Source organism: Streptomyces sp. B8-7, assembly GCF_058833805.1.
On the sequence record NZ_JBYRRL010000001.1, the window covers coordinates 1,885,710 to 1,906,609 of the forward strand.

A 20,900-nucleotide genomic window follows, 5' to 3' on the forward strand; every position below is an offset into this window, starting at 1 on the left:
CGCCGAGTCGCGCGGTGCGGGGACGGGCACCGCACACGCAAACAGCGCCGGCGGTACTTGAGCGGCGCCCACGACCGAGGACGCCGCCGGGCAAGGAGGGCCGCATGACCGTACGGCGAGTAATGGGCATCGAGACGGAGTACGGCATCTCCGTTCCCGGCCACCCCAACGCCAATGCCATGCTCACCTCATCCCAGATCGTCAACGCCTACGCCGCGGCGATGCACCGGGCCCGCCGGGCCCGCTGGGACTTCGAGGAGGAGAACCCGCTCCGCGACGCACGAGGCTTCGACCTCGCCCGCGAGGCGGCCGACGCCAGCCAGCTCACCGACGAGGACATCGGCCTGGCCAACGTCATCCTCACCAACGGCGCACGGCTCTACGTCGACCACGCCCACCCCGAATACAGCGCCCCCGAGGTCACCAACCCCCGCGACGCCGTCCTCTGGGACAAGGCCGGCGAGCGCATCATGGCCGAGGCCGCCGAACGCGCCGCCGCGCTCCCCGGCGCCCAGCCCATCCACCTCTACAAGAACAACACCGACAACAAGGGCGCCTCCTACGGCACGCACGAGAACTACCTGATGAAGCGGGAAACCCCCTTCTCCGACATCGTGCGCCACCTCACCCCCTTCTTCGTCAGCCGCCAGGTCTTCGCCGGCGCCGGGCGCGTCGGCATCGGCCAGGACGGCCACGAACACGGCTTCCAGCTCAGCCAGCGCGCCGACTACTTCGAGGTCGAGGTCGGTCTGGAGACCACCCTCAAACGCCCCATCATCAACACCCGCGACGAACCCCACGCCGACGCGGAGAAGTACCGCCGCCTGCACGTCATCATCGGCGACGCGAACCTCTCGGAGATCTCGACCTACCTCAAGCTCGGCACCACCGCCCTGGTGCTCTCCATGATCGAGGACGGCTTCATCGCCGTCGACCTGGCCGTGGACCAGCCCGTCCGCACCCTCCACCAGGTCAGCCACGACCCCACCCTGCAGCGCCTCGTCACCCTCCGCAGCGGCCGCACCCTCACCGCCGTGCAACTCCAGATGGAGTACTACGAGCTCTCCCGGAAGTACATCGAGGAGCGCTACGGAGCCGACGCGGACGACCAGACCAAGGACGTCCTCGCCCGCTGGGAGGACACCCTCACCCGGCTGGAGAACGACCCCATGGGCCTCGCCGGCGAACTCGACTGGGTCGCCAAACGCGAGCTCATGGAGGGCTACCGCCGCCGGGACGAGCTCGACTGGGACGCCGCCCGTCTCCACCTCGTCGACCTCCAGTACGCCGACGTACGCGCCGAGAAGGGCCTCTACAACCGTCTCGCCGCCCGCGGCCGGATGAAGCGCCTCCTGGACGAGGCCGACGTCGAGCGCGCCAAGTCCCAGCCGCCGGAGGACACCCGCGCCTACTTCCGGGGCCGCTGCCTCGACCAGTACGCCGACGACGTCGCCGCGGCCTCCTGGGACTCGGTCATCTTCGACCTTCCGGGCCGCGACTCCCTCCAGCGGGTGCCAACCCTGGAACCGCTACGCGGAACGCGAAATCACGTCAAAGAGCTCCTCGACCGCTGCCGCACCGCGGAAGACCTGGTCAAAGTGCTCTCGGGCGGCTGAACAAGCGCTCGGGCACCGCTCGGGCACCGATCGACGACAACCGGCCCGCAGGGTGGAAACCCCGGCGCCAGGGAATCATCGAGATGGCCCTCGTACGTTGTCGCAACTACAGGGCCGATGTCGGACCCGGCTTGTAGGGTCTGATCATCACCGATCGGCAGGAAAGCCGACCTGCCGACCATGTCGGGCAACTGAGCGGGGTGAGGGATATGGCGACCAAGGACACCGGCGGCGGCCAGCAGAAGGCCACGCGCTCCACCGAGGAAGTCGAGGAGCAGGGGGCCGAGGCCCAGGCTTCCGAAGACCTCAAGGAGCGCCACGAGAAGCTGAGCGACGACGTCGACTCCGTCCTCGACGAGATCGATGACGTACTCGAGGAGAACGCCGAGGACTTCGTGCGCTCCTTCGTTCAGAAGGGCGGAGAGTAGTTTCTCCTTCGAAATGAAGGTCAGTCCTGGGGGTGGGTGAGGTGGGGTCCGAAGGTGGTGTGCGGCGTTGCTCGCGGTGCAAGGAGGTCAGGCCGCGGGCCGCGTTCGCCCGGAACCGGGCCATGCGGGACGGGCTGCAGGCCTACTGCCGGGAGTGCGCGGCGGCCTACCACCAGGCCCGCCAGCTGGCCAAGGGACGGAACGTGCGGCCGAGGGTCGTCGCACCGCCCGGCCACAAGCACTGCCGCACCTGCGGGGAGACCAAGCCGCACAGCGAATGGAACCGGAACCGCCGGGCGTCCGACGGACTGGCGACGCTCTGCAAGTCGTGCAAGGCGGCCAAGGGGCGCAGTCACCGTCTGAAGCGCGAGTACGGCCTCACCGAGGCCGAGCGTGACGCGATGGTGGCCTCTCAGATGGGTCTCTGCGTGATCTGTCTGAAGGCTCCGGCCGTTCATGTGGATCACTGCCACAAGACGGGTAGGGTCCGTGGCGTACTGTGCTTCAACTGCAATTCGGCCATCGGCAAGTTGGGAGACGATCCCGACGCCGTACGCAGGGCCGCCGCCTACCTGGAAGGAATCGCGTGGAAGCCAACACTCGTAGCACCGGGCGTCTACCGGCTGCCTTCCTGACGCCCGGGTCCTCCTCGTTCATGGACTTCCTCTCCGAGCACCAGCCGGAGCTGCTGCCGGGGAAGCGGCGGCTGCCGCCGACGCAGGGTGTCATCGAGGCGCCGCACGGCACGACGATCGTGAGCGTGACCTTCCCCGGCGGCGTGGTGCTGGCCGGTGACCGGCGCGCCACGATGGGGAACGTGATCGCCCAGCGGGACATCGAGAAGGTGTTCCCGGCCGACGAGTACTCGGCCGTCGGCATCGCCGGCACCGCCGGGCTGGCCGTGGAGATGGTGAAGCTGTTCCAGCTGGAGCTGGAGCACTTCGAGAAGGTCGAGGGCGCCCAGCTGTCGCTGGAGGGCAAGGCCAACCGGCTGTCGACGATGATCCGCTCCAACCTGGGCATGGCCATGCAGGGCCTGGCCGTGGTGCCGCTGTTCGCCGGGTACGACGTGGACCGCGACAAGGGGCGGATCTTCTCCTACGACGTGACCGGCGGACGCTCCGAGGAACAGGGGTACGCCGCCACCGGCTCGGGTTCGGTCTTCGCCCGGGGCGCGATGAAGAAGCTGTTCCGGGACGACCTGAGCGAGGAGCAGGCGACCACACTGGTCGTACAGGCGCTGTACGACGCGGCGGACGACGACTCGGCGACGGGCGGACCCGACGTCGCGCGCCGGATCTACCCGATCATCACGGTGATCACCGAGGACGGTTTCCGCCGGCTCTCCGAGGAGGAGGCCTCGCAGATCGCGCGCTCGGTGCTGGAGCGCCGGCTGCAGCAGCCGGACGGTCCGCGGGCGGCCCTGCTGTAGCGGGCAGCCGGTGGTGCAAGGTGGTCCAGTGATGTCGACAGAAAGGGACGGATAACCGGTGTCGACGCCGTTCTATGTCTCACCTCAGCAGGCCATGGCCGACCGGGCGGAGTACGCCCGCAAGGGCATCGCGCGGGGCCGCAGCCTGGTCGTGCTGCAGTACGCCGACGGCATCGTGTTCGTCGGGGAGAACCCGTCCCGTGCGCTGCACAAGTTCAGCGAGATCTACGACCGGATCGGCTTCGCGGCCGCCGGCAAGTACAACGAGTACGAGAACCTGCGGATCGGCGGCGTGCGGTACGCGGATCTGCGGGGCTACACCTACGACCGCGACGACGTGACGGCGCGGGGCCTGGCGAACGTGTACGCGCAGACGCTGGGCACGATCTTCTCCAGTGTGGGGGAGAAGCCGTACGAGGTGGAGCTGGTGGTGGCCGAGGTCGGCGAGACGCCGGAGTCGGACCAGATCTACCGGCTGCCGCACGACGGGTCGATCGTCGACGAGCACGGTTCGGTCGCGGTCGGCGGCAACGCGGAGCTGATCGGCACCTACCTCGACCAGCGGCACGAGGACGGGATGAGCCTCGGTGCGGCCCTGAAGCTGGCCGTACAGGCGCTGTCGCGGGAGTCGAACGGGTCGCAGCGGGAGATTCCGGCGGAGCGGCTGGAGGTGGCGGTGCTGGACCGTACGCGGCCGCAGAAGCGGAAGTTCAAGCGGATCCAGGGCGGCCGGCTGGAGCGGCTGCTGCAGCAGGGCGACGCGGCGGCGGGTGCCGCCGACGAGGAGTCGTCCGAGGAGGACTGACCTCGGCCGTCGAGTGGTGTGGCGGACGCCCCGTGCCGGACCCGGCGCGGGGCGTCCGGCGTCTCAGGGGGCCGGTGGGGGCGCTGTGGAGGCGCGGACGACCAGTTCGACCGGGATGTCCTCGGCGGGCGGTGTGCGGCCGTCCAGGAGCGCCAGGAGGGCGTGCATGCCGCGTTCGCCGAAGAGCTCGGCGTCGAGCCGCACGGTGGTGAGTTCGGGGTCGATGGCGGTGGCGATGCCCAGGTCGTCGAAGCCGGTGACGGAGAGGTCGTCGGGGAGGTGCAGGCCGAGCCGGCGGGCGGCCTTGTAGGTGCCCGCGGCGAGGAGGTCGTCGTCGCAGACGACGGCGGTGGGGCGGGGGCCCGGGGCGGCCAGGGCGCGCTCCATGGCGGTGCGGGCGGCGTCGATGCGGAGCGGGGCGCGGACGGTGCGCAGGGTGGTGCCGGGTGCGTCGGCGACCCGGGTGGCGAGGCGGTGGGCCCGGGCGGTGAAGGTCCAGGAGGGGACGTCGGCGGCGAGGTGCAGCAGGTGGCGGTGGCCGAGGCCGAGGAGGTGGTCGGTGAGCTGGTCGATGCCGTCGGAGATGTCCAGGTTGACAGTGGTGGTGCCGGTGCCGGTGCCGGTGCCCGGGCCGGCGTCGGGGTCGCTGTCCAGCATGACGAGGGGGAGCTGGTCGCCGCGCAGGGCGGTGAGGGCGTCCGCGGCCATGGAGGAGGCGATGATGCCGTCGAGGGCGGCCTGCGCGGAGGCGAAGGGGTCGCGGGCGGGCCCGATGCCTTCGGGGGAGGGGTAGAGGACGACCCCGAAGCCGTGCCGCGCGGCGACGCGGGCGGCTCCGGTGTAGACGCCCGCGAAGAACTCGGTGGTGAGGGCGGGGACCACGAGCAGGACGGTGCGGGTGTGGCCGAGGCGCAGGTTGCGGGCGGCCAGGTTGGGCCGGTAGCCGAGCTCGTGGGCGGCGCGGCGGACGCGTTCGGCGGTGGCGGGGGAGACGCGGCCGCGCCATTTGTCGCCGAGCACGAGGGAGACCGCGGCCTGGGAGACGCCTGCAGCGTGGGCGACGTCCCGGCTGGTGGGGCGTGGGGTGCCGTGTGCCACCGTGCGGGTGCTCCTGTCGGTCGCCACCGTGCGCGTGCTGCGGCCGGTGTGGGTCGGGGTCGGTGCGTCTGGACGCGTGAACAGCGCACATGGTACGTATGACCGAGGGGGTTATACGTAAAACTTGAGCCCGGGAGGGGCGGATCATGGCGGCGGGATACCTGGAGATCCTCAGGGCGCGGCATGCCGCCCGGCTGTTGGCGGGCACCTTGCTGGGCCGGCTGCCGAACGCGACGGCGGCGATCGCGATCGTGCTGTTCGTGCGGGCGGAGGGGGGTTCGTACAGTCTGGCCGGCGGGCTGGCGGCGGCGTACGGCGTGGCGAACGCGGTGGGTCAGCCGGTGCTCGGCCGGATGGTGGATCTGTACGGGCAGCCCCGGGTGCAGTTGCCCGCGGCGCTGGCCTCGGCGCTGGCGATGACGGCGTTCGCGGTGGCCGGGACCGGTCCGCTGGGGGTGTCGTACGCCGCGGTGGCGCTGTCCGGTCTGTGCACGCCGCCGCTGGAGGGCGGTCTGCGGGCGCTGTGGCCGTCGGTGCTGCGCGGTGAGGGGCAGGTGCACACGGCGTACGCGATGGACGCGGTGGCGCAGGAGGTGATGTTCACCGTCGGCCCGTTGCTGGTGACGCTGTGCGTGTCGGTGTGGTCGGCGCAGGCCGCGCTGGTGGTGCTGAGCGCGCTGGGGGTGCTCGGGGCGCTGTCGGTGGTGCTGTCGGCGCCCGCGCGGGCGTGGCGTTCGGCTCCGCGGGAGGCGCACTGGCTGGGCGCGCTGCGTTCGCCGGGGCTGGTGGCGCTGCTCGGGGCGTTTCTGTTCGTGGGGGTGGCGCTGGGTTCCATCACGGTGGCGGCGGTGTCGTACGCGGACGGGCACGGCGGGGACGCGGTGTACGGCTGGCTGATGGCGGCGCTGGGGCTGGGTGCGCTGCTGGGCGGTGCGGTGTACGGCGCGCGGCGGTGGTCGGGTGCCCCGGAGCGGCGACTGCAGGTGCTGGTGGGGTTGCTGGCGGTGTGTTACCTGCCGCTGATGCTGGTGCCGGGCACGGTGGCGATGACGGCTCTGGCGGGTCTGGCCGGGGTGTTTCTGGCGCCGGCGATCGCCTGTGCGTTCGTGATCGTGGACCGGCATGCTCCGCGGGGGACGGTCACGGAGGCGTTCTCGTGGCTGGTGACGACGTTCACGGTGGGCGCGTCGGTGGGGACGGGGGTGGCGGGTCCGGTCGTGGAGTGGGGCGGGACGGTGTGGGGGTTCGCGGTTCCCGGGGCGGCGGGTGCGGTGTCGCTGCTGGTGCTCGTGGCGTCCGCGCGGGTGCCGGCGGTTCGGCCGCGCGGCGGGGTGGTTGCGGCTTCATCGGAAAATGATCCAGATCGTGCCGCCGAACCCCGTTTCAGTTCAGGGGATCGGGCGTAATGTTCAGTCATGGACCGCCGCATTTTCGGGCTGGAGAACGAGTACGGCGTCACGTGCACGTTCAGGGGACAGCGCCGTCTGTCGCCTGACGAGGTGGCGCGGTACCTCTTCCGCCGTGTCGTGTCATGGGGGCGCAGCAGCAATGTGTTTCTGCGCAATGGCGCCCGTCTGTATCTGGACGTGGGGTCACATCCGGAATACGCGACACCCGAGTGTGACAACGTGATCGAGCTGGTCACCCACGACAAGGCCGGAGAGCGCATTCTGGAGGGGCTGCTGGTCGACGCGGAGCGGCGCCTGCACGAGGAGGGAATCGCGGGCGACGTCTATCTGTTCAAGAACAACACGGACTCGGCGGGCAACTCCTACGGGTGTCACGAGAACTATCTGGTGGCCCGGCACGGGGAGTTCTCGCGGCTGGCGGACATTCTCATCCCGTTCCTGGTGACACGGCAGCTGCTGTGCGGTGCGGGGAAGGTGCTGCAGACGCCGCGCGGTGCGGTGTACTGCGTGAGTCAGCGGGCGGAGCACATCTGGGAGGGTGTGTCGTCGGCGACGACGCGCTCGCGGCCGATCATCAACACGCGTGACGAGCCGCATGCGGACGCGGAGCGGTACCGGCGGCTGCACGTCATCGTGGGCGACTCGAACATGTCCGAGACGACGATGCTGCTGAAGGTCGGGGCCACCGATCTGGTGCTGCGGATGATCGAGGCGGGCACGGTGATGCGGGATCTGACGCTGGAGAACCCGATCCGGGCGATCCGTGAGGTCAGTCATGACATCACCGGCCGGCGCAAGGTGCGGCTGGCCAGCGGCCGGGAGGCGTCGGCGCTGGAGGTGCAGCGCGAGTACTTCGAGAAGGCGGTGGACTTCTGCGAGCGGCGCGGCATCCGCACCGGCACGGTGGAGCGGGTGCTGGAGCTGTGGGGCCGTGCGCTGGAGGCGATCGAGGCCGAGGACCTGGACCGGATCGGCACCGAGATCGACTGGGTGATGAAGTACCAGCTGATCGAGCGGTACCGGGCGAAGCACAACATGACGATGTCGCATCCGCGGGTGGCGCAGATAGACCTCGCCTACCACGACATCCACCGGCGTCGTGGTCTGTACTACCTGCTGGAGAAGAAGGGGCAGGCGGCGCGGGTCTGCAACGACCTGAAGATCTTCGAGGGCAAGTCGGTGCCGCCGCAGACGACTCGGGCGCGGCTGCGGGGCGACTTCATCCGCAGGGCGCAGGAGCAGCGCCGGGACTTCACGGTCGACTGGGTGCACCTGAAGCTGAACGACCAGGCGCAGCGGACGGTGCTGTGCAAGGACCCGTTCCGGTCGGTGGACGACCGGGTGGAGAAGCTGATCGCCGGAATGTGAGCGAGGGGTTCCGGTGTGTGCCGGAACGCCACACGGGCGCCGTACGTTTCTCGTGCGGCGCCCTTGGCACGCCGTAGAGTTGCGCGCGCACGTCCATCCGCCACACCGATCGATTACGAGGCCCCCACCGTGCGCCGACGCTCGCTTCTTCTTGCCGCCGTTCCTGCTGGACTGGTCACGCTCGCCGGGTGCGGGGACGACTCGTCCGGCGCGGGCGGTGACTCCGGCGGGGCGTCCCCGTCGGCTCCCGACGCGTCGGGAGCGTCGGCGCCGGAGATCGTGGACGGTCCGCTGCCGGCGATCACGGCGGGGGTGAAGTTCGACGAGAAGCCGACGGTCGCGAAGGGGTCCGGGGAGCCGTCGGACCAGCTGGCGGTGAAGACGGTGATCGCGGGTGGTGGGCAGACCGTCGCGGAGAACGACTACATCCAGGCGAACTATCTCGGTCAGGTCTGGGCCACGGCCAAGGTGTTCGACAATTCCTACGACCGCGGGACGCCGCTGGTGATCCAGCTGTCGCAGGGCAGCATCATCGACGGCTGGCGGTATGCGCTGCCGGGCAAGAAGGCCGGCAGCCGGGTGCTGATGGCGGTGCCGCCGGAGTGGGGTTACGGCTCGCAGGGCAACGAGCAGGCGGGCATCAAGGGCACGGACACGCTGGTGTTCGTGGTGGACGTCCAGGCCACGTTCAACGCGAAGAGTTCGGCCAAGGGCACGGATGTGGCGCAGGACGACGTGGATCTGCCGAAGGTGGGCACGAACACGGACGGGAAGGCGCCGTCGATCGAGGTGCCGAAGACGGATCCGCCGGCCGGGCTGGTGGCGGACTACGTCATCGAGGCCGACGGCGCGGAGGTGGGCGCCGAGGACAGTGTTCTGGTGCAGTACAAGGGTGTGCAGTGGTCGGACGGCAAGGAGTTCGACTCGACGTACAGCCGCGGGGCGCTGACGTCGTTCTCGCTGCAGCAGGTGGTGAAGGGCTGGTCGCAGGGGCTGACGGGCAAGAAGGTCGGCAGCCGGGTGCTGATCGTGATCCCGCCGGAGCTGGGGTACGGCGACAACCCGCCGCAGGGCAGTGACATCGAGAAGGGCGCGACGCTGGTGTTCTCGGTGGACATCCTCGCCAAGATGTGACGCGGCCGCCCCCGTCGCGGGCGGCGGGGGTCGGGGGATGAAAGACTGGGGCGGTTGCTGTGTTCGTAGACAAGCAGGAGCTTTTGACGTGAGCATCGACAAGCCCGAGGTCGACTTCCCGGGCGGCGAGCCCCCGGCGGACCTCGAGATCAAGGACATCTGGGAGGGCGACGGTCCGGTCGCGAAGGCGGGTGACTCCGTCGCCGTGCACTACGTGGGTGTGTCCTTCTCCAGCGGTGAGGAGTTCGACGCGTCCTGGAACCGCGGTACGCCGCTGCGTTTCCAGCTGGGTGTCGGTCAGGTCATCCCGGGCTGGGACCAGGGTGTCCAGGGCATGAAGGTCGGCGGCCGCCGTCAGCTGATCATTCCGCCGCACCTGGCGTACGGTGACCGCGGTGCCGGCGGCAAGATCGCGCCGGGTGAGACGCTGATCTTCGTCTGCGACCTGGTCGCGGTCTGATCGTCGTACCGGAGTTCTGACGGGTCCGGTCCGGGTGCGATCGTCGTACGGCATCTGCGCCCGGTCCGACCGGAGTCGACCAGCTGGGGCCCATGCCTGTCCGGGCATGGGCCCTCGGCTTTTGTGACGGGACCGCGGGGCGGTACGGTCATCGGTCGGAAGCACCATCAGGAAGCGAAGGGCGTCGATGGCCATTGCCAAGGCCGAGCGGCTGATGAACCTGGCACTGTGTCTGCTCGGGACGCGGCGGCCGCTCAGCAAGCGGGAGCTGAGGGACTCCATCGAGGCCTATCTGGAGGCCGGCAGCGACGACTCCTTCAACCGCATGTTCGAGCGGGACAAGGACGACCTGCGTGAGCTGGGCCTGGTCATCGAGACCGTGGAGAACGTCGAGGGCGAGATCGGCTACCTGGCCCGCCGTGACTCCAACCGGCTGCCGCCCATCACCCTGGACGCCGAGGAGGCGGCCGCGCTGGGGCTGGCCGCCAAGGTGTGGCAGCAGGCCCGGCTCGCCGGTGCGGCCAGCGGGGCCCTGCAGAAGCTGCGGGCCGCGGGCCTGCCGGAGGACGTCGACCCCTATGAGGCGCACGGTGCGCTGGAGCCCCGCATCCCGGTGCACGAGGCCGCTTTCGAGCCGCTGATGCTGGCCTGCCGCGACCGCCGCCCCGTCGTCTTCGACTACCGCAAGGCCACCGCCGCGCGCCCCGAGACCCGGCAGGTGGAGCCCTGGGCGCTGGAGTGCTGGCGCGGCCACTGGTACCTGGCAGGCTGGGACCGTGACCGAGGCGCCGAGCGGGTGTTCCGGCTGTCGCGGATCACCGGCCGGGTCCGGACCCGCGGCGCCCGCTTCACCGCGCCCGTACCCGACGTCGTCACCGTCCGGGAGACCGTCGCGAGCTGGGCGGGGGAGACCGCCGACCGCAGCGCACGGATCCGGCTGCGCCAGGGCGCCGGATACCCCCTTCGGGCGAAGGCCACCGCCGTCCGGGAACTCGGCGAGGGCTGGGACGAGTTGGAGATTCCGTACGGGCACGGGCTGGACGCCTGGCTGGTGGAGTTCGGCCCGGACGTGGTGGTGCTGGAGCCCGCCGAGCTGCGGGCCGACGTGGTGGACCGGCTGCGTGCCGTGGCCAAGGGCTGAGGGGAACGGGCAAGGACGTGGCAGGCAAACCGGTCAGGCCCACGAACGCGATCGACCAGACCCGGCGGATGCTGTCGCTGGTGACCTATCTGCGCGAGCGCCCCGGCGCGCGCGTGGAGGACGTCGCCCGCGCCTTCGGCATCAGCGAGGACGAGCTGGTCTCCGACCTCGATCTGCTGCCGATGTGCGGCACCAGCTTCCGCGGCGGCGACCTGCTCGACATCGACACCGACGGTGAGCGCATCTGGTGGCACAACCCGGCCGCGCTGGGCGCGGAGGCCGCCGAGCCGCTGCGGCTCGCCGCCGACGAGGCGACGGCGCTGCTGGTGGCCGCGCGGGCGGTGGCCACCCTGCCGGGGCTGCGCGAGAGCGACCGGCAGGCCCTGCTGCGGGCCACCGCCAAGGTGGAGGCCGCGGCCGGTGAGACGGCCGGCGCCAGCTCCCGGCTGTCGGTGACCTTCGAGTCCGAGGGCGGTGTCTTCGCCGACGTCGACCGGGCCATCTCCGAGCGGCGCCGGCTGTGGATCCGCTACTACTCCCCGGCCCGCGACGAGGTCACCGCGCGCGAGATCGACCCGATCCGGCTGGTCAGCGTCGGCCACACCTATGTGGAGGCCTGGTGCCGCCGCTCGGAGGCGCGCCGCACCTTCCGCCTCGACCGCGTCGCCGAGATCCGCATCCTCGACGAGCCGGCCGCGCCGCCGGAGATCGAGTTGCGCGACCTGTCCGAGGCGCTGGTGCAGCCCGCCGCCGAGGACCCCGAGGTGGTCGTCGAGGTGGGGCCGGGCGGGCGCTGGGTCGCCGAGTACTACCCGCACGACAGCGCGGAGGAACTGCCGGACGGCGGCCTGCGCATCACCCTGCGCACCCCCGATCCGGCCTCCCTCAGACGGCTGGCGCTGCGCCTGGGCGCCGACGGCCGCATCCTCGCCCCCCGGGAGCTGGCCGCCAGCGCCCGCAGCGCCGCCCGCGAGGCCCTCGCGGCCTACGACGGGCCGCAGCAGCACGACGACATGTCCGGCAGGCCCCACGACAGACAGGAGCAGCAGCGGTGAGCGACTCGGTGCCGTCCGGGGTACGCGGCATGTCGGTGGCGTCGGCGTTCGCCGGGATGAGAAGCGCCGCCCCGGTGGTGTTCCGGGCCGGCTGCCCGGACTGCCGGAACCGCTTCGAGCTCGCCGCGGGCGCTCTGCGGCTGGCCATCGGAGCCACCAGCCGGACGACGTTCTACTCCTTCGTCTGCCCGGAGTGCGGGGCGTCGGTGCGCAAGCCCGCGGGCGAGCGGATCGTCGAGCTGCTCACCGGCGGCGGAGTCCGCACCCTGCGCCTGCACTCCACGTAGGGGCGCTGCGGGAGGTCCCGTCCGGCGCACGGCTTTGCCGGCCGGGACGCGCTGCGCGCCCGGTGCCCGCCGTGCGACGTGCGGGATCCGTGGGGCCGGGAGGGGCGCCGGCCGAGGCTCGGAGTGCGGTGCGGTGCGGGACGCGGACCGCGCGGCGCGGACCGCGCGGCGGGGACCGGGTGGCGCGGACCGGGGTGGGACTGCCGGGGTGGCCGCCGGACCCTCTAACCTCGACGTCATGTTCTGGCCGATGTTCGCGGTTGCGTTGGGTTCTGTGGGTCTCGCCGTCCTCGGTGTGCTCGCCGTGCGGGTCTTCCTGGAGGCGCGGCGCCTCGGCAGGCAGGTCGAGGAGTCCGCACGGCGGATCGGCCGGGCGGCCGAGGACCTGGAGCGGGCTGCGGTGCACACGGCGCGCACCGTGGACTCACTGTGAGTGGCCCCGCGGGTACCGTGCGCAGAGGCGCCTGACGGGTTTTGGGGGGTATCGCCCTGTCAAGGCTTGAGCCCCGGCAGGTACGCTGCTGGTCGCGGCCCGACGAACGAGGCCCGGACCGCGCATCCGGGAGTACGTGCGGGGATTGCCTCAGGTTCATCCCCGAGCGTTACGATCGCTGACAGCACGACCGTTCGGACCTGCGTCCCACCGGTCGTACGGCGCCTACCCATTCGCCTCGGTGAGAAGGTAAAGATATGTTCGGCGGCAAGATCGGCCCCCTTGAGATCACTCTGATTCTCGTCATCATCCTGCTGCTGTTCGGCGCGAAGAAGCTTCCGGACATGGCCCGCTCCCTCGGCAAGTCCGCCCGCATCCTCAAGAGCGAGGCCAAGGCGATGAAGGAGGACGGCAAGGCCGCCGCCCCGGCCGACCCGCCCCAGCCCGAGGACCAGGCCTCCGGTCAGCGTGTCATCCAGGCCGCTCCGGGCGACGTGACCAGCTCCCGCCCGGTCAACGAGCCGACGGACACCACCAAGCGCTGACGCGGGGCCGGTGACCTCCGGCCCGCCGTAGGAGATGGGATCGTGGGTTGCTGAAGTCTGCCCGCAGAACGGAGAAGGACCCCGAGGGGCGGATGCCCCTCGCGGAGCACTTGCGCGAGCTTCGCAACCGGCTCGCGAAAGCGGTTCTGGCCATCATCGTCGTGACGATCGTGGCCGCCTTCTTCTACAACGACATCATCAACTTCTTCACCAAGCCGGTGCTGGACTCGGTGGGCTGCCCCGACTCCTTCACCGAACTGGCGAAGAGGAGCGGGGACAGCCCCTGCGCGCAGATCACGATCAACGGTCTGCTCGCGCCCTTCACCCTGGCGCTGAAGGTGTCCCTCATGGCCGGTGTCGTGCTCGCCTCGCCGGTGTGGCTGTACCAGCTGTGGGCGTTCGTCGCGCCGGGTCTGCACCGGCACGAGAAGAAGTACGCGTACGCCTTCGTCGCCACCGGCGTCCCGCTGTTCTTCGCGGGTGCCTACTTCGCCTACTCGGTGCTGCCGACGACCGCGAACGTGCTGATCGAGTTCACCCCGTTCGGCGTGGACAACCTGCTGCCCCTGGACGACCTGCTCGACCTCGTCACCCGCATGGTCATCGTCTTCGGTCTCTCCTTCGAGCTGCCGCTGCTGCTGGTGATGCTGAACCTCACCGGGGCCATCACCGGCAGGCGCATGCTCGGCTGGTGGCGCGGCATGATCCTGGGCATCACGATCTTCGCGGCGTTCGCCACGCCGAGCACCGACCCGCTGTCCATGCTGGCGCTCGCCGGACCGATCTGGGTGCTGTACTTCGGCGCCACGGTCATCGCGCTCGTCAACGACCGGCGCAGGCGGCTGCGCGAGGCCATGGGCCCGGCCGACGACGAGGCCTCCGACCTCGACCTCACCCCCGAGGACATCGGCGAGGTGGAAGCCGTCGGCTCCGGCCGCTCCCTGCCCGAGCAGAAGGGCACGGACCGCGCGAACGGCTACGACGACGTGACCTGAGACCCGCCGGACACCTCGCCGGGGCGCATCCCCCGGCCGGCGGGCCCCCTCCGGGCTTCCACACCACCCCACCGCGGTGTTCTCCCGTGCACACGTCCTGATCTGCGGGGACCGCCGCGAGCCGGAGGGCGGATCCGGTTAATGATCGTCCTGTTGTCAGTGCGGACCGGTACGCTCGAAAGCACGATGACAGAGGACCTCTCACCGGCCCAGCGGTACGCGGCAGCCCGCGAGCGTGCCGCCGAGCAGGCCACCGCGCTCGCCTCCTTCCGCGAGATGTACGACTTCGGCCTCGACCCCTTCCAGATCGAGGCCTGCCAGGCACTCGAAGCGGGCAAGGGCGTCCTGGTCGCCGCGCCCACGGGCTCCGGCAAGACCATCGTGGGCGAGTTCGCCGTGCACCTGGCCCTGCAGCAGGGCAGGAAGTGCTTCTACACGACGCCCATCAAGGCGCTGTCGAACCAGAAGTACTCCGACCTGTGCCGCCGCTACGGCGCGGACCGGGTCGGCCTGCTCACCGGCGACAACAGCGTCAACTCCGACGCCCCGGTGGTCGTCATGACCACCGAGGTCCTGCGGAACATGCTGTACGCCGGCTCGCAGACCCTGCTCGGCCTCGGACACGTGGTCATGGACGAGGTCCACTACCTCTCCGACCGGTTCCGCGGAGCCGTCTGGGAAGAGGTGATCATCCACCTGCCCGAGTCGGTGACGCTGGTGTCCCTGTCGGCGACCGTGTCCAACGCCGAGGAGTTCGGCGACTGGCTCGACACCGTCCGGGGCGACACCGAGGTGATCGTCTCCGAGCACCGGCCCGTCCCGCTGTTCCAGCACGTGCTGGCCGGACGGCGGATGTACGACCTGTTCGAGGAGGGCGAGGGACAGCGCAAGGCCGTCAACCCCGACCTGACCCGCATGGCCCGCATGGAGGCCAGCCGGCCCTCCTACCAGGACCGGCGGCGCGGCCGCGGCATGCGGGAGGCCGACCGCGAGCGGGAGCGGCGCCAGCGCTCCCGGGTGTGGACGCCCGGCCGCCCCGAGGTCATCGAGCGCCTCGACGCCGAGGGCCTGCTGCCCGCCATCACCTTCATCTTCAGCCGCGCCGCCTGCGAGGCGGCCGTCCAGCAGTGCCTGTACGCGGGCCTGAGACTGAACGACGACGCGGCACGCGGACGGGTCCGCGCCCTGGTCGAGGAGCGCACCGCCGCCATCCCGGCCGAGGACCTGCACGTCCTCGGCTACTACGAGTGGCTGGAAGGCCTGGAACGCGGGATCGCCGCACACCACGCCGGCATGCTGCCGACCTTCAAGGAGGTCGTCGAGGAGCTGTTCGTGCGCGGCCTGGTCAAGGCCGTCTTCGCCACCGAGACCCTCGCCCTCGGCATCAACATGCCCGCCCGGTCGGTGGTGCTGGAGAAGCTCGTCAAGTGGAACGGCGAGCAGCACGCCGACATCACCCCCGGCGAGTACACGCAGCTCACCGGCCGGGCCGGGCGCCGCGGCATCGACGTGGAGGGCCACGCGGTCGTGCTGTGGCAGCGGGGGATGAACCCCGAACAGCTGGCGGGCCTCGCCGGCACCCGCACGTATCCGCTGCGCTCCAGCTTCAGACCGTCGTACAACATGGCGGTCAACCTCGTGGAGCAGTTCGGCCGGCACCGCTCGCGCGAGCTGCTGGAGACGTCCTTCGCCCAGTTCCAGGCCGACAAGTCGGTCGTCGGGATCTCCCGGCAGGTGCAGCGCAACGAGGAGGGGCTGGAGGGCTACAAGGCGTCCATGACCTGCCACCTCGGCGACTTCGAGCAGTACATGGCGCTGCGCCGGGAACTGAAGGACCGCGAGACCGAACTGGCCCGGCAGGGTGCGGCGGAGCGCCGGGCGGAGGCCGCCGTCGCACTGGAACGCCTCAAGCCGGGGGACGTCATCCACGTGCCGACCGGGAAGTACGCGGGGCTGGCCCTCGTCCTGGACCCCGGTCTGCCCGCCGGGCGGTCCAACGGCCACCGCGGGTACGACCACCACGACGGCCCCCGCCCTCTGGTGCTGACCGCCGAGCGGCAGGTCAAGCGGCTCGCCTCGATCGACTTCCCGGTCCCCGTGGAGCCCCTGGAGCGGATGCGCATCCCGAAGTCCTTCAACGCGCGCTCCCCGCAGTCCCGCCGCGACCTGGCCACCGCCCTGCGCACCAAGGCCGGGCACATCGTGCCCGACCGGCACCGCAGGAAGCGCTCGCAGGCCGCCGACGACCGCGAGATCGCCCAGCTGCGCGCCGCGCTGCGCGCCCACCCCTGCCACGGGTGCAACGACCGCGAGGACCACGCCAGGTGGGCCGAGCGCCACCACCGGCTGCTGCGCGACACCTCGCAGCTGGAGCGGCGCATCGAGGGCCGCACCAACACCATCGCCCGGACCTTCGACCGGATCGTGGCGCTGCTGACGGAACTGGACTACCTGCGCGACGACGAGGTCACCGAGCACGGGCGGCGGCTGGCCCGGCTGTACGGCGAACTGGACCTGCTGGCCAGCGAGTGCCTGCGGGCCGGCGTCTGGGAGGGCCTCAGCCCGGCCGAGCTGGCCGCGTGCGTGTCGGCCCTGGTCTACGAGTCGCGGGCCGGGGACGACGCGCTCGCACCCAAGCTGCCCTCCGGCGGGGCGAAGGCCGCGCTGGGGGAGATGGTGCGGATCTGGGGGCGCCTGGACGCGCTGGAGGAGGACTTCCGTATCACGCAGACCGAGGGCGTCGGGCAGCGGGAGCCGGACCTCGGGTTCGCCTGGGCCGCCTACATGTGGGCGTCCGGCAAGGGCCTCGACGAGGTGCTGCGCGAGGCGGAGATGCCCGCCGGTGACTTCGTGCGCTGGTGCAAGCAGGTCATCGACGTGCTCGGGCAGATCGCGGCGGCCGCGCCCCAGGGGTCGAGCGTGGTCAGGGCGTCCCGCAGGGCCGTCGACGGGCTGCTGCGCGGAGTCGTCGCCTACTCGTCCGTGGGCTAGGTGTTCCGTCCGGGGAGGGCGTGTTCCGGAAGGGGCGCCGTCCGCCCGGAGGGCGGGGCCCGCGGCGTCCGGTGCCGGGGGTACCTCCCGCGCCCTTGAGGCAGTGGGGGCCACCGCACCGGGGAGGGCCGTCCGCGTGCGTGCCGGGGCGCGGGCCCCCCGCCGCAGGTTGGGGCCGGACAGAGGTGCGCCCCGACGCGGCTCCGTGCGGGGGCGGCGGTGCTGCGGCAGGGCACCGGCGCCCTGCCCGGTGGGCGTGCGGCAGGGTGCGGGGGTCACGGCCGCACCGGCACCTGGAAGGCCCCTTCACTCTTTGTGATGAGGTGTCGTCGCACGCCTGTACGTGACTACTCTGCGTGTGCGAGTGTGGTCGTAGCGTGTAAATGGGGATGAGGGTACTCCTGCTGCGGCGCCGTTTCAGGCGCTTGCCGAATATGACACAGCGATGATCCGGTCGGACTAAGCTCGCCCGCAGCGCGCCGAGTTGAGGTGTATTCGTGCGCTTGTTCCCACATGTTCCACAGGTCCAGGCCATTCCGTGACGTACCCCGCAACATGCACCCCCGCGTCCCCGTCGATCCGTTTCAGAGGGCCCACATGGTGAGTGTCCAGTCTCCGCCCGAACCCCGCGAACTCCCCTTCGCCCGGGTGCTGTTGCTCCCCGCGATAATCATGGCCGCGGCCACCGGCGCCGCCGTGGCGCTCGTCGCACAGCCCGCGCAGCACGCGGTGGCCGTGTGCGGCGGTGTCGCCACCCTGCTGGTGATCCTCACCGGGGCCGAGGCCGTGCGCAGGGGCCGCGAGCTGAGCGGCCTGCGCGCCGAGCACGCCCGTCACACCGCGCACCTGGAACAGCGGCTCGCCGCCCACGACGCACGCATGGTCCGGCTCGGCCGCGAGATCGTGCCCGCGGCCATCCACCGCCTGCGCGTGGGCAATTCGCCCGGAGAGGTGCTCCGCGACCTGGAGGACATCGACCCCTCCTACCGGGACCTCACCGATCCGGAGCGCGGTCTCGTCCTCGACATGGTGCGGATCGTGGACCACGAGGAGGCCCTGCGCGACTCCGCCCAGCGCTCCTTCGTCAACGTCGCCCGCCGGGTGCAGGCGATCATCCATCAGCAGGCCGCGGAGCTCAGGGAGATGGAGGAGGACCACGGCCGCAACCCCGAGGTCTTCGACGACCTGCTGCGCATCGACCACGGCAACGCCCTGATCGGCCGGCTCGCCGACTCCGTCGGCGTCCTGGGCGGCGGCCGCCCGAGCCGGCAGTGGCCCAAGCCCGTCGCCCTCTACAGCGTGCTGCGCGGAGCCATGTCCCGGATCCTGGAGTTCCGGCGCATCTCCCTCGACAACATCGCCAAGGTCAACATCAAGGGCACCGCCGTCGAACCGGTCATCCACGCCTGCGCCGAGCTGCTCGACAACGCCACCCGCTACTCGCCGCCGCAGACCAAGGTCCACGTCACGGCGTTCGAGGTGCAGACCGGCGTCGCCATCGAGATCGAGGACGGCGGCGTCAGCCTCAGCGAGGAGGCCCGCGCCCGCGCCGAGGGCATGCTGGAACGCGCCAAGGCCGGTGTCGACCTCCAGGAGCTCGGCGACAGCCCCCGCCTCGGCCTCGCCGTCGTCGGCCGGCTCTGCTCGACGTACAACATGCAGGTCTCGCTGCGCAGTTCCGCCTACGGCGGAGTCCGCGCGGTGCTCATCGTGCCCAGCGACATGATGACCACCGAGCCCGGCGTCGGCCTCGCCCACGGCATCGGCGCGACCGCCCTGCCCCAGGCGCTCGACGCACTCGAAGGACCCAAGCGGCCGCCCAAGAAGCGCCGCCCCACCAGCCCGCGCGTCCCGGCCGCCGTCTCCCTGGAGGACGACGTCCCCGAGGTCACCGAATGGACCGCGGGCGGCCTGCCGCAGCGCCGCAGCCGCGTCAAGGTCCCGCTCAGCCAGCGGCTCGCCGAGCAGGCCGCCGCCGAGCGCGCCGTCCGCGAGGGCCGCGACCCCGGACCGCTCTGGCAGGAGCCCGAGGCGGCCCCCGCCCGCCCGGAGGACGACCAGCCCGCCCCCGGGGTGGCCTTCGAGGCCTTCTGGGAGGGGCTGAAGAAGGTCGCCCAACCCGGTGAGCACCCCACGGCGTTCACCCGCAACCCCACCGCATACACCCATCTGATCGAGGACTCGGCCCGCAGCGAGGCCGACGACGAGGGGGACCCCACGTGATCCAGCAGCGAGCGAACTTCGACTGGATGCTCAAGGAGCTCGCCGACGGCGTACCGGGCATCGCCATGATCGTGGTGCTCTCCGCCGACGGACTGCGCATCGCCCGGCACGGCGGCGACCCCGACACCGCCGACCGGGTCGCCGCCGCCTGCGCGGGCCTGCAGAGTCTGGCCAACGCGGTCGCCCAGGAGATCCCCACCAGCGAGGGGGAGATGAACATGGTCCTCATCGAGGTCGACCGCGGCTACTTCTACATGATGGCCGCCGGCGCCAACGCCTACCTCGCCGTGCTGGCGGACATGATCTGCGACCCCAGCATGATGAGTGCCCGGATGCGGGACCTCGTCGTCCGTATCGGGGCCCACCTGACGAGTCCTCCCCGGCGCAACGGGCAGACCGTATGACTCGTCCGCAACGCCGGCGGCGCACCGTCCTGCCACCCCCCGCCCAGCCTCCGCCGGCCTCCCAGGAGGGCGAACGTCCCAACCCCGAACGGCTCTTCGTCATCGGTGACGCCGACGGCGGGCGCGCGGACCTCGACCTGGTCACGCTGATCGTGGCGCGCTCCGAACCCACCCCGTCGACCACCCCGGAACAGGCGGCGGTGCTCCGCCTGTGCTCCGCCCCGCTGTCCGTGGCCGAACTGTCGGCCTATCTCAGTCTGCCGTTCAGCGCGGTGACCGTCCTGCTCACCGACATGCTGACGGCCGAAGTGGTCCAGGCGCGTTCGCCGGTCGTCCGGCAGGCGCTTCCGGACCGTTCCCTCCTCGAAGCGGTGATGCATGGACTTCAAAAGCTCTGACGCCCTCCCCGGTCCCCGCGCCGAGGACCACCTGCCGCACACGGCCCAGGCCGCGGCGAAGATCGTGATCGTGGGCGGATTCGGGGTCGGCAAGACCACCATGGTCGGTTCGGTCAGTGAGATCCGACCGCTGACCACCGAGGAGACCATGACGCAGGCCGGCGTCGGGGTCGACGACGACTACGGCTCCGAGACCAAGACCGCCACCACCGTGGCGATGGACTTCGGCCGCATCAGCATCACCGAGCAGCTGGTGCTGTACCTCTTCGGAACACCCGGCCAGGAACGCTTCTGGTTCCTGTGGAACGGGCTGTTCGAGGGGGCGCTCGGCGCGGTCGTGCTGGTCGACACCCGGCGGCTGGAGGTCAGCTTCGACGTCATAGGGCGCCTGGAGGAGCGCGGCGTGCCGTTCGTGGTCGCCGTCAACTCCTTCCCCGACGCGCCCCGCTACCCCCTGGACGAGCTGCGCGGCGCCCTCGACCTGCCCGACGAGATCCCGATCATGGAGATCGACGCGCGCCGCCGTGCCTCCAGCCGGGACGCCCTGATGACCCTGACACGCTTCCTGCACGAACTCGCCCTGACCGGCGCCCTCACCTGAACCCCGGCACGGACCCGCGCCGCGACCGGCACGGCCCGCCCACCCCGCGCACCGGGGCCGGACCCCTCCGGGGCTCC

The 20,900-nt window shown here is 71.2% G+C and carries 21 protein-coding genes; 20 read left to right on the top strand and 1 reads right to left on the bottom strand.

Annotation, left to right across the window (positions count from 1 at the left end; translation table 11 throughout):
* Nucleotides 1-104 precede the first annotated feature (104 nt).
* From dop to prcA, 5 genes are all read left to right on the top strand, one after another.
* A complete protein-coding gene (gene dop / locus AC5K6T_RS07885; RefSeq protein WP_493206857.1) occupies nucleotides 105-1,616 on the top strand; it encodes a depupylase/deamidase Dop in 1,512 nt (503 codons plus the stop codon).
* A gap of 209 nt (nucleotides 1,617-1,825) precedes the next feature.
* Complete coding sequence (locus AC5K6T_RS07890; protein ID WP_493206859.1) at nucleotides 1,826-2,044, top strand: ubiquitin-like protein Pup; 219 nt, start codon at nucleotides 1,826-1,828, stop codon at nucleotides 2,042-2,044.
* A gap of 59 nt (nucleotides 2,045-2,103) precedes the next feature.
* On the top strand, nucleotides 2,104-2,679 hold the full coding sequence (locus AC5K6T_RS07895; RefSeq protein ID WP_493206861.1) for an endonuclease VII domain-containing protein: 576 nt from the start codon (nucleotides 2,104-2,106) through the stop codon (nucleotides 2,677-2,679).
* Entirely contained in the window at nucleotides 2,631-3,476 is an 846-nt protein-coding gene (prcB, locus tag AC5K6T_RS07900; RefSeq protein WP_493206863.1) for a proteasome subunit beta, read from the top strand. Before AC5K6T_RS07895 ends, prcB begins: the two co-directional genes overlap by 49 nt.
* 58 nt (nucleotides 3,477-3,534) lie before the next feature.
* Nucleotides 3,535-4,281, top strand: coding sequence for a proteasome subunit alpha (prcA, locus tag AC5K6T_RS07905; protein WP_493206865.1), 747 nt, complete (start codon nucleotides 3,535-3,537; stop codon nucleotides 4,279-4,281).
* 63 nt (nucleotides 4,282-4,344) lie between these two features.
* Here prcA and AC5K6T_RS07910 read toward each other — a convergent pair whose 3' ends face one another.
* Entirely contained in the window at nucleotides 4,345-5,379 is a 1,035-nt protein-coding gene (locus tag AC5K6T_RS07910; RefSeq protein WP_493206867.1) for a LacI family DNA-binding transcriptional regulator, read from the bottom strand.
* Nucleotides 5,380-5,525: 146 nt separating this feature from the next.
* On the opposite strand from AC5K6T_RS07910, the gene AC5K6T_RS07915 reads away from it, so the two are divergent.
* From AC5K6T_RS07915 to AC5K6T_RS07985, 15 genes are all read left to right on the top strand, one after another.
* On the top strand, nucleotides 5,526-6,785 hold the full coding sequence (locus AC5K6T_RS07915) for an MFS transporter (protein ID WP_493206869.1): 1,260 nt from the start codon (nucleotides 5,526-5,528) through the stop codon (nucleotides 6,783-6,785).
* A gap of 9 nt (nucleotides 6,786-6,794) precedes the next feature.
* The gene (gene pafA, locus AC5K6T_RS07920; protein WP_493206871.1) at nucleotides 6,795-8,156 is read left to right on the top strand and encodes a Pup--protein ligase; all 1,362 of its coding nucleotides are present in this window, start codon (nucleotides 6,795-6,797) and stop codon (nucleotides 8,154-8,156) included.
* A 129-nt stretch (nucleotides 8,157-8,285) separates the two neighbouring features.
* Nucleotides 8,286-9,290 carry an FKBP-type peptidyl-prolyl cis-trans isomerase gene (locus AC5K6T_RS07925; RefSeq protein ID WP_493206873.1) on the top strand — a complete coding sequence of 335 codons (1,005 nt, stop codon included), beginning with the start codon at nucleotides 8,286-8,288 and terminating at the stop codon, nucleotides 9,288-9,290.
* A gap of 88 nt (nucleotides 9,291-9,378) precedes the next feature.
* Nucleotides 9,379-9,750, top strand: a complete 372-nt coding sequence (locus AC5K6T_RS07930) for an FKBP-type peptidyl-prolyl cis-trans isomerase (RefSeq protein WP_493206875.1) — start codon at nucleotides 9,379-9,381, stop codon at nucleotides 9,748-9,750.
* 187 nt (nucleotides 9,751-9,937) lie between these two features.
* Nucleotides 9,938-10,891, top strand: coding sequence for a helix-turn-helix transcriptional regulator (locus AC5K6T_RS07935; protein WP_493206877.1), 954 nt, complete (start codon nucleotides 9,938-9,940; stop codon nucleotides 10,889-10,891).
* 17 nt (nucleotides 10,892-10,908) lie between these two features.
* Nucleotides 10,909-11,946, top strand: coding sequence for a helix-turn-helix transcriptional regulator (locus AC5K6T_RS07940; protein ID WP_493206879.1), 1,038 nt, complete (start codon nucleotides 10,909-10,911; stop codon nucleotides 11,944-11,946).
* On the top strand, nucleotides 11,943-12,233 hold the full coding sequence (locus AC5K6T_RS07945) for a hypothetical protein (protein ID WP_493206881.1): 291 nt from the start codon (nucleotides 11,943-11,945) through the stop codon (nucleotides 12,231-12,233). Before AC5K6T_RS07940 ends, AC5K6T_RS07945 begins: the two co-directional genes overlap by 4 nt.
* Before the next feature lie 238 nt (nucleotides 12,234-12,471).
* Nucleotides 12,472-12,666, top strand: a complete 195-nt coding sequence (locus AC5K6T_RS07950; protein ID WP_493206883.1) for a hypothetical protein — start codon at nucleotides 12,472-12,474, stop codon at nucleotides 12,664-12,666.
* Between the two features lie 257 nt (nucleotides 12,667-12,923).
* A complete protein-coding gene (gene tatA, locus AC5K6T_RS07955; protein ID WP_493206885.1) occupies nucleotides 12,924-13,211 on the top strand; it encodes a Sec-independent protein translocase subunit TatA in 288 nt (95 codons plus the stop codon).
* Nucleotides 13,212-13,258: 47 nt separating this feature from the next.
* Nucleotides 13,259-14,206 (top strand): twin-arginine translocase subunit TatC, encoded by a 948-nt coding sequence (gene tatC / locus AC5K6T_RS07960; protein ID WP_493206887.1) that lies wholly within the window; start codon nucleotides 13,259-13,261, stop codon nucleotides 14,204-14,206.
* 141 nt (nucleotides 14,207-14,347) lie between these two features.
* Nucleotides 14,348-17,197 carry a DEAD/DEAH box helicase gene (locus AC5K6T_RS07965; protein WP_493206889.1) on the top strand — a complete coding sequence of 950 codons (2,850 nt, stop codon included), beginning with the start codon at nucleotides 14,348-14,350 and terminating at the stop codon, nucleotides 17,195-17,197.
* 597 nt (nucleotides 17,198-17,794) lie between these two features.
* On the top strand, nucleotides 17,795-19,420 hold the full coding sequence (locus AC5K6T_RS07970) for a sensor histidine kinase (protein ID WP_493206891.1): 1,626 nt from the start codon (nucleotides 17,795-17,797) through the stop codon (nucleotides 19,418-19,420).
* A complete protein-coding gene (locus tag AC5K6T_RS07975) occupies nucleotides 19,417-19,824 on the top strand; it encodes a roadblock/LC7 domain-containing protein (RefSeq protein WP_493206893.1) in 408 nt (135 codons plus the stop codon). The genes AC5K6T_RS07970 and AC5K6T_RS07975 overlap by 4 nt, the downstream gene beginning before the upstream one ends.
* On the top strand, nucleotides 19,821-20,222 hold the full coding sequence (locus tag AC5K6T_RS07980; protein ID WP_493206895.1) for a DUF742 domain-containing protein: 402 nt from the start codon (nucleotides 19,821-19,823) through the stop codon (nucleotides 20,220-20,222). The genes AC5K6T_RS07975 and AC5K6T_RS07980 overlap by 4 nt, the downstream gene beginning before the upstream one ends.
* The gene (locus AC5K6T_RS07985; protein WP_493206897.1) at nucleotides 20,203-20,823 is read left to right on the top strand and encodes a GTP-binding protein; all 621 of its coding nucleotides are present in this window, start codon (nucleotides 20,203-20,205) and stop codon (nucleotides 20,821-20,823) included. The genes AC5K6T_RS07980 and AC5K6T_RS07985 overlap by 20 nt, the downstream gene beginning before the upstream one ends.
* The last annotated feature ends 77 nt before the right edge of the window (nucleotides 20,824-20,900 follow it).

What these genes read in the sequence shown, in the direction of transcription:
- AC5K6T_RS07970 (WP_493206891.1), top strand. Translation starts at nt 17,795, where the DNA reads ATGGTGAGTGTCCAGTCTCCGCCCGAACCCCGCGAACTCCCCTTCGCC.
- AC5K6T_RS07890 (WP_493206859.1), top strand. Translation starts at nt 1,826, where the DNA reads ATGGCGACCAAGGACACCGGCGGCGGCCAGCAGAAGGCCACGCGCTCC.
- tatA (WP_493206885.1), top strand. Translation starts at nt 12,924, where the DNA reads ATGTTCGGCGGCAAGATCGGCCCCCTTGAGATCACTCTGATTCTCGTC.
- AC5K6T_RS07985 (WP_493206897.1), top strand. Translation starts at nt 20,203, where the DNA reads ATGGACTTCAAAAGCTCTGACGCCCTCCCCGGTCCCCGCGCCGAGGAC.
- pafA (WP_493206871.1), top strand. Translation starts at nt 6,795, where the DNA reads ATGGACCGCCGCATTTTCGGGCTGGAGAACGAGTACGGCGTCACGTGC.
- dop (WP_493206857.1), top strand. Translation starts at nt 105, where the DNA reads ATGACCGTACGGCGAGTAATGGGCATCGAGACGGAGTACGGCATCTCC.
- AC5K6T_RS07915 (WP_493206869.1), top strand. Translation starts at nt 5,526, where the DNA reads ATGGCGGCGGGATACCTGGAGATCCTCAGGGCGCGGCATGCCGCCCGG.
- AC5K6T_RS07980 (WP_493206895.1), top strand. Translation starts at nt 19,821, where the DNA reads ATGACTCGTCCGCAACGCCGGCGGCGCACCGTCCTGCCACCCCCCGCC.
- AC5K6T_RS07935 (WP_493206877.1), top strand. Translation starts at nt 9,938, where the DNA reads ATGGCCATTGCCAAGGCCGAGCGGCTGATGAACCTGGCACTGTGTCTG.
- AC5K6T_RS07965 (WP_493206889.1), top strand. Translation starts at nt 14,348, where the DNA reads ATGATCGTCCTGTTGTCAGTGCGGACCGGTACGCTCGAAAGCACGATG.
- AC5K6T_RS07950 (WP_493206883.1), top strand. Translation starts at nt 12,472, where the DNA reads ATGTTCTGGCCGATGTTCGCGGTTGCGTTGGGTTCTGTGGGTCTCGCC.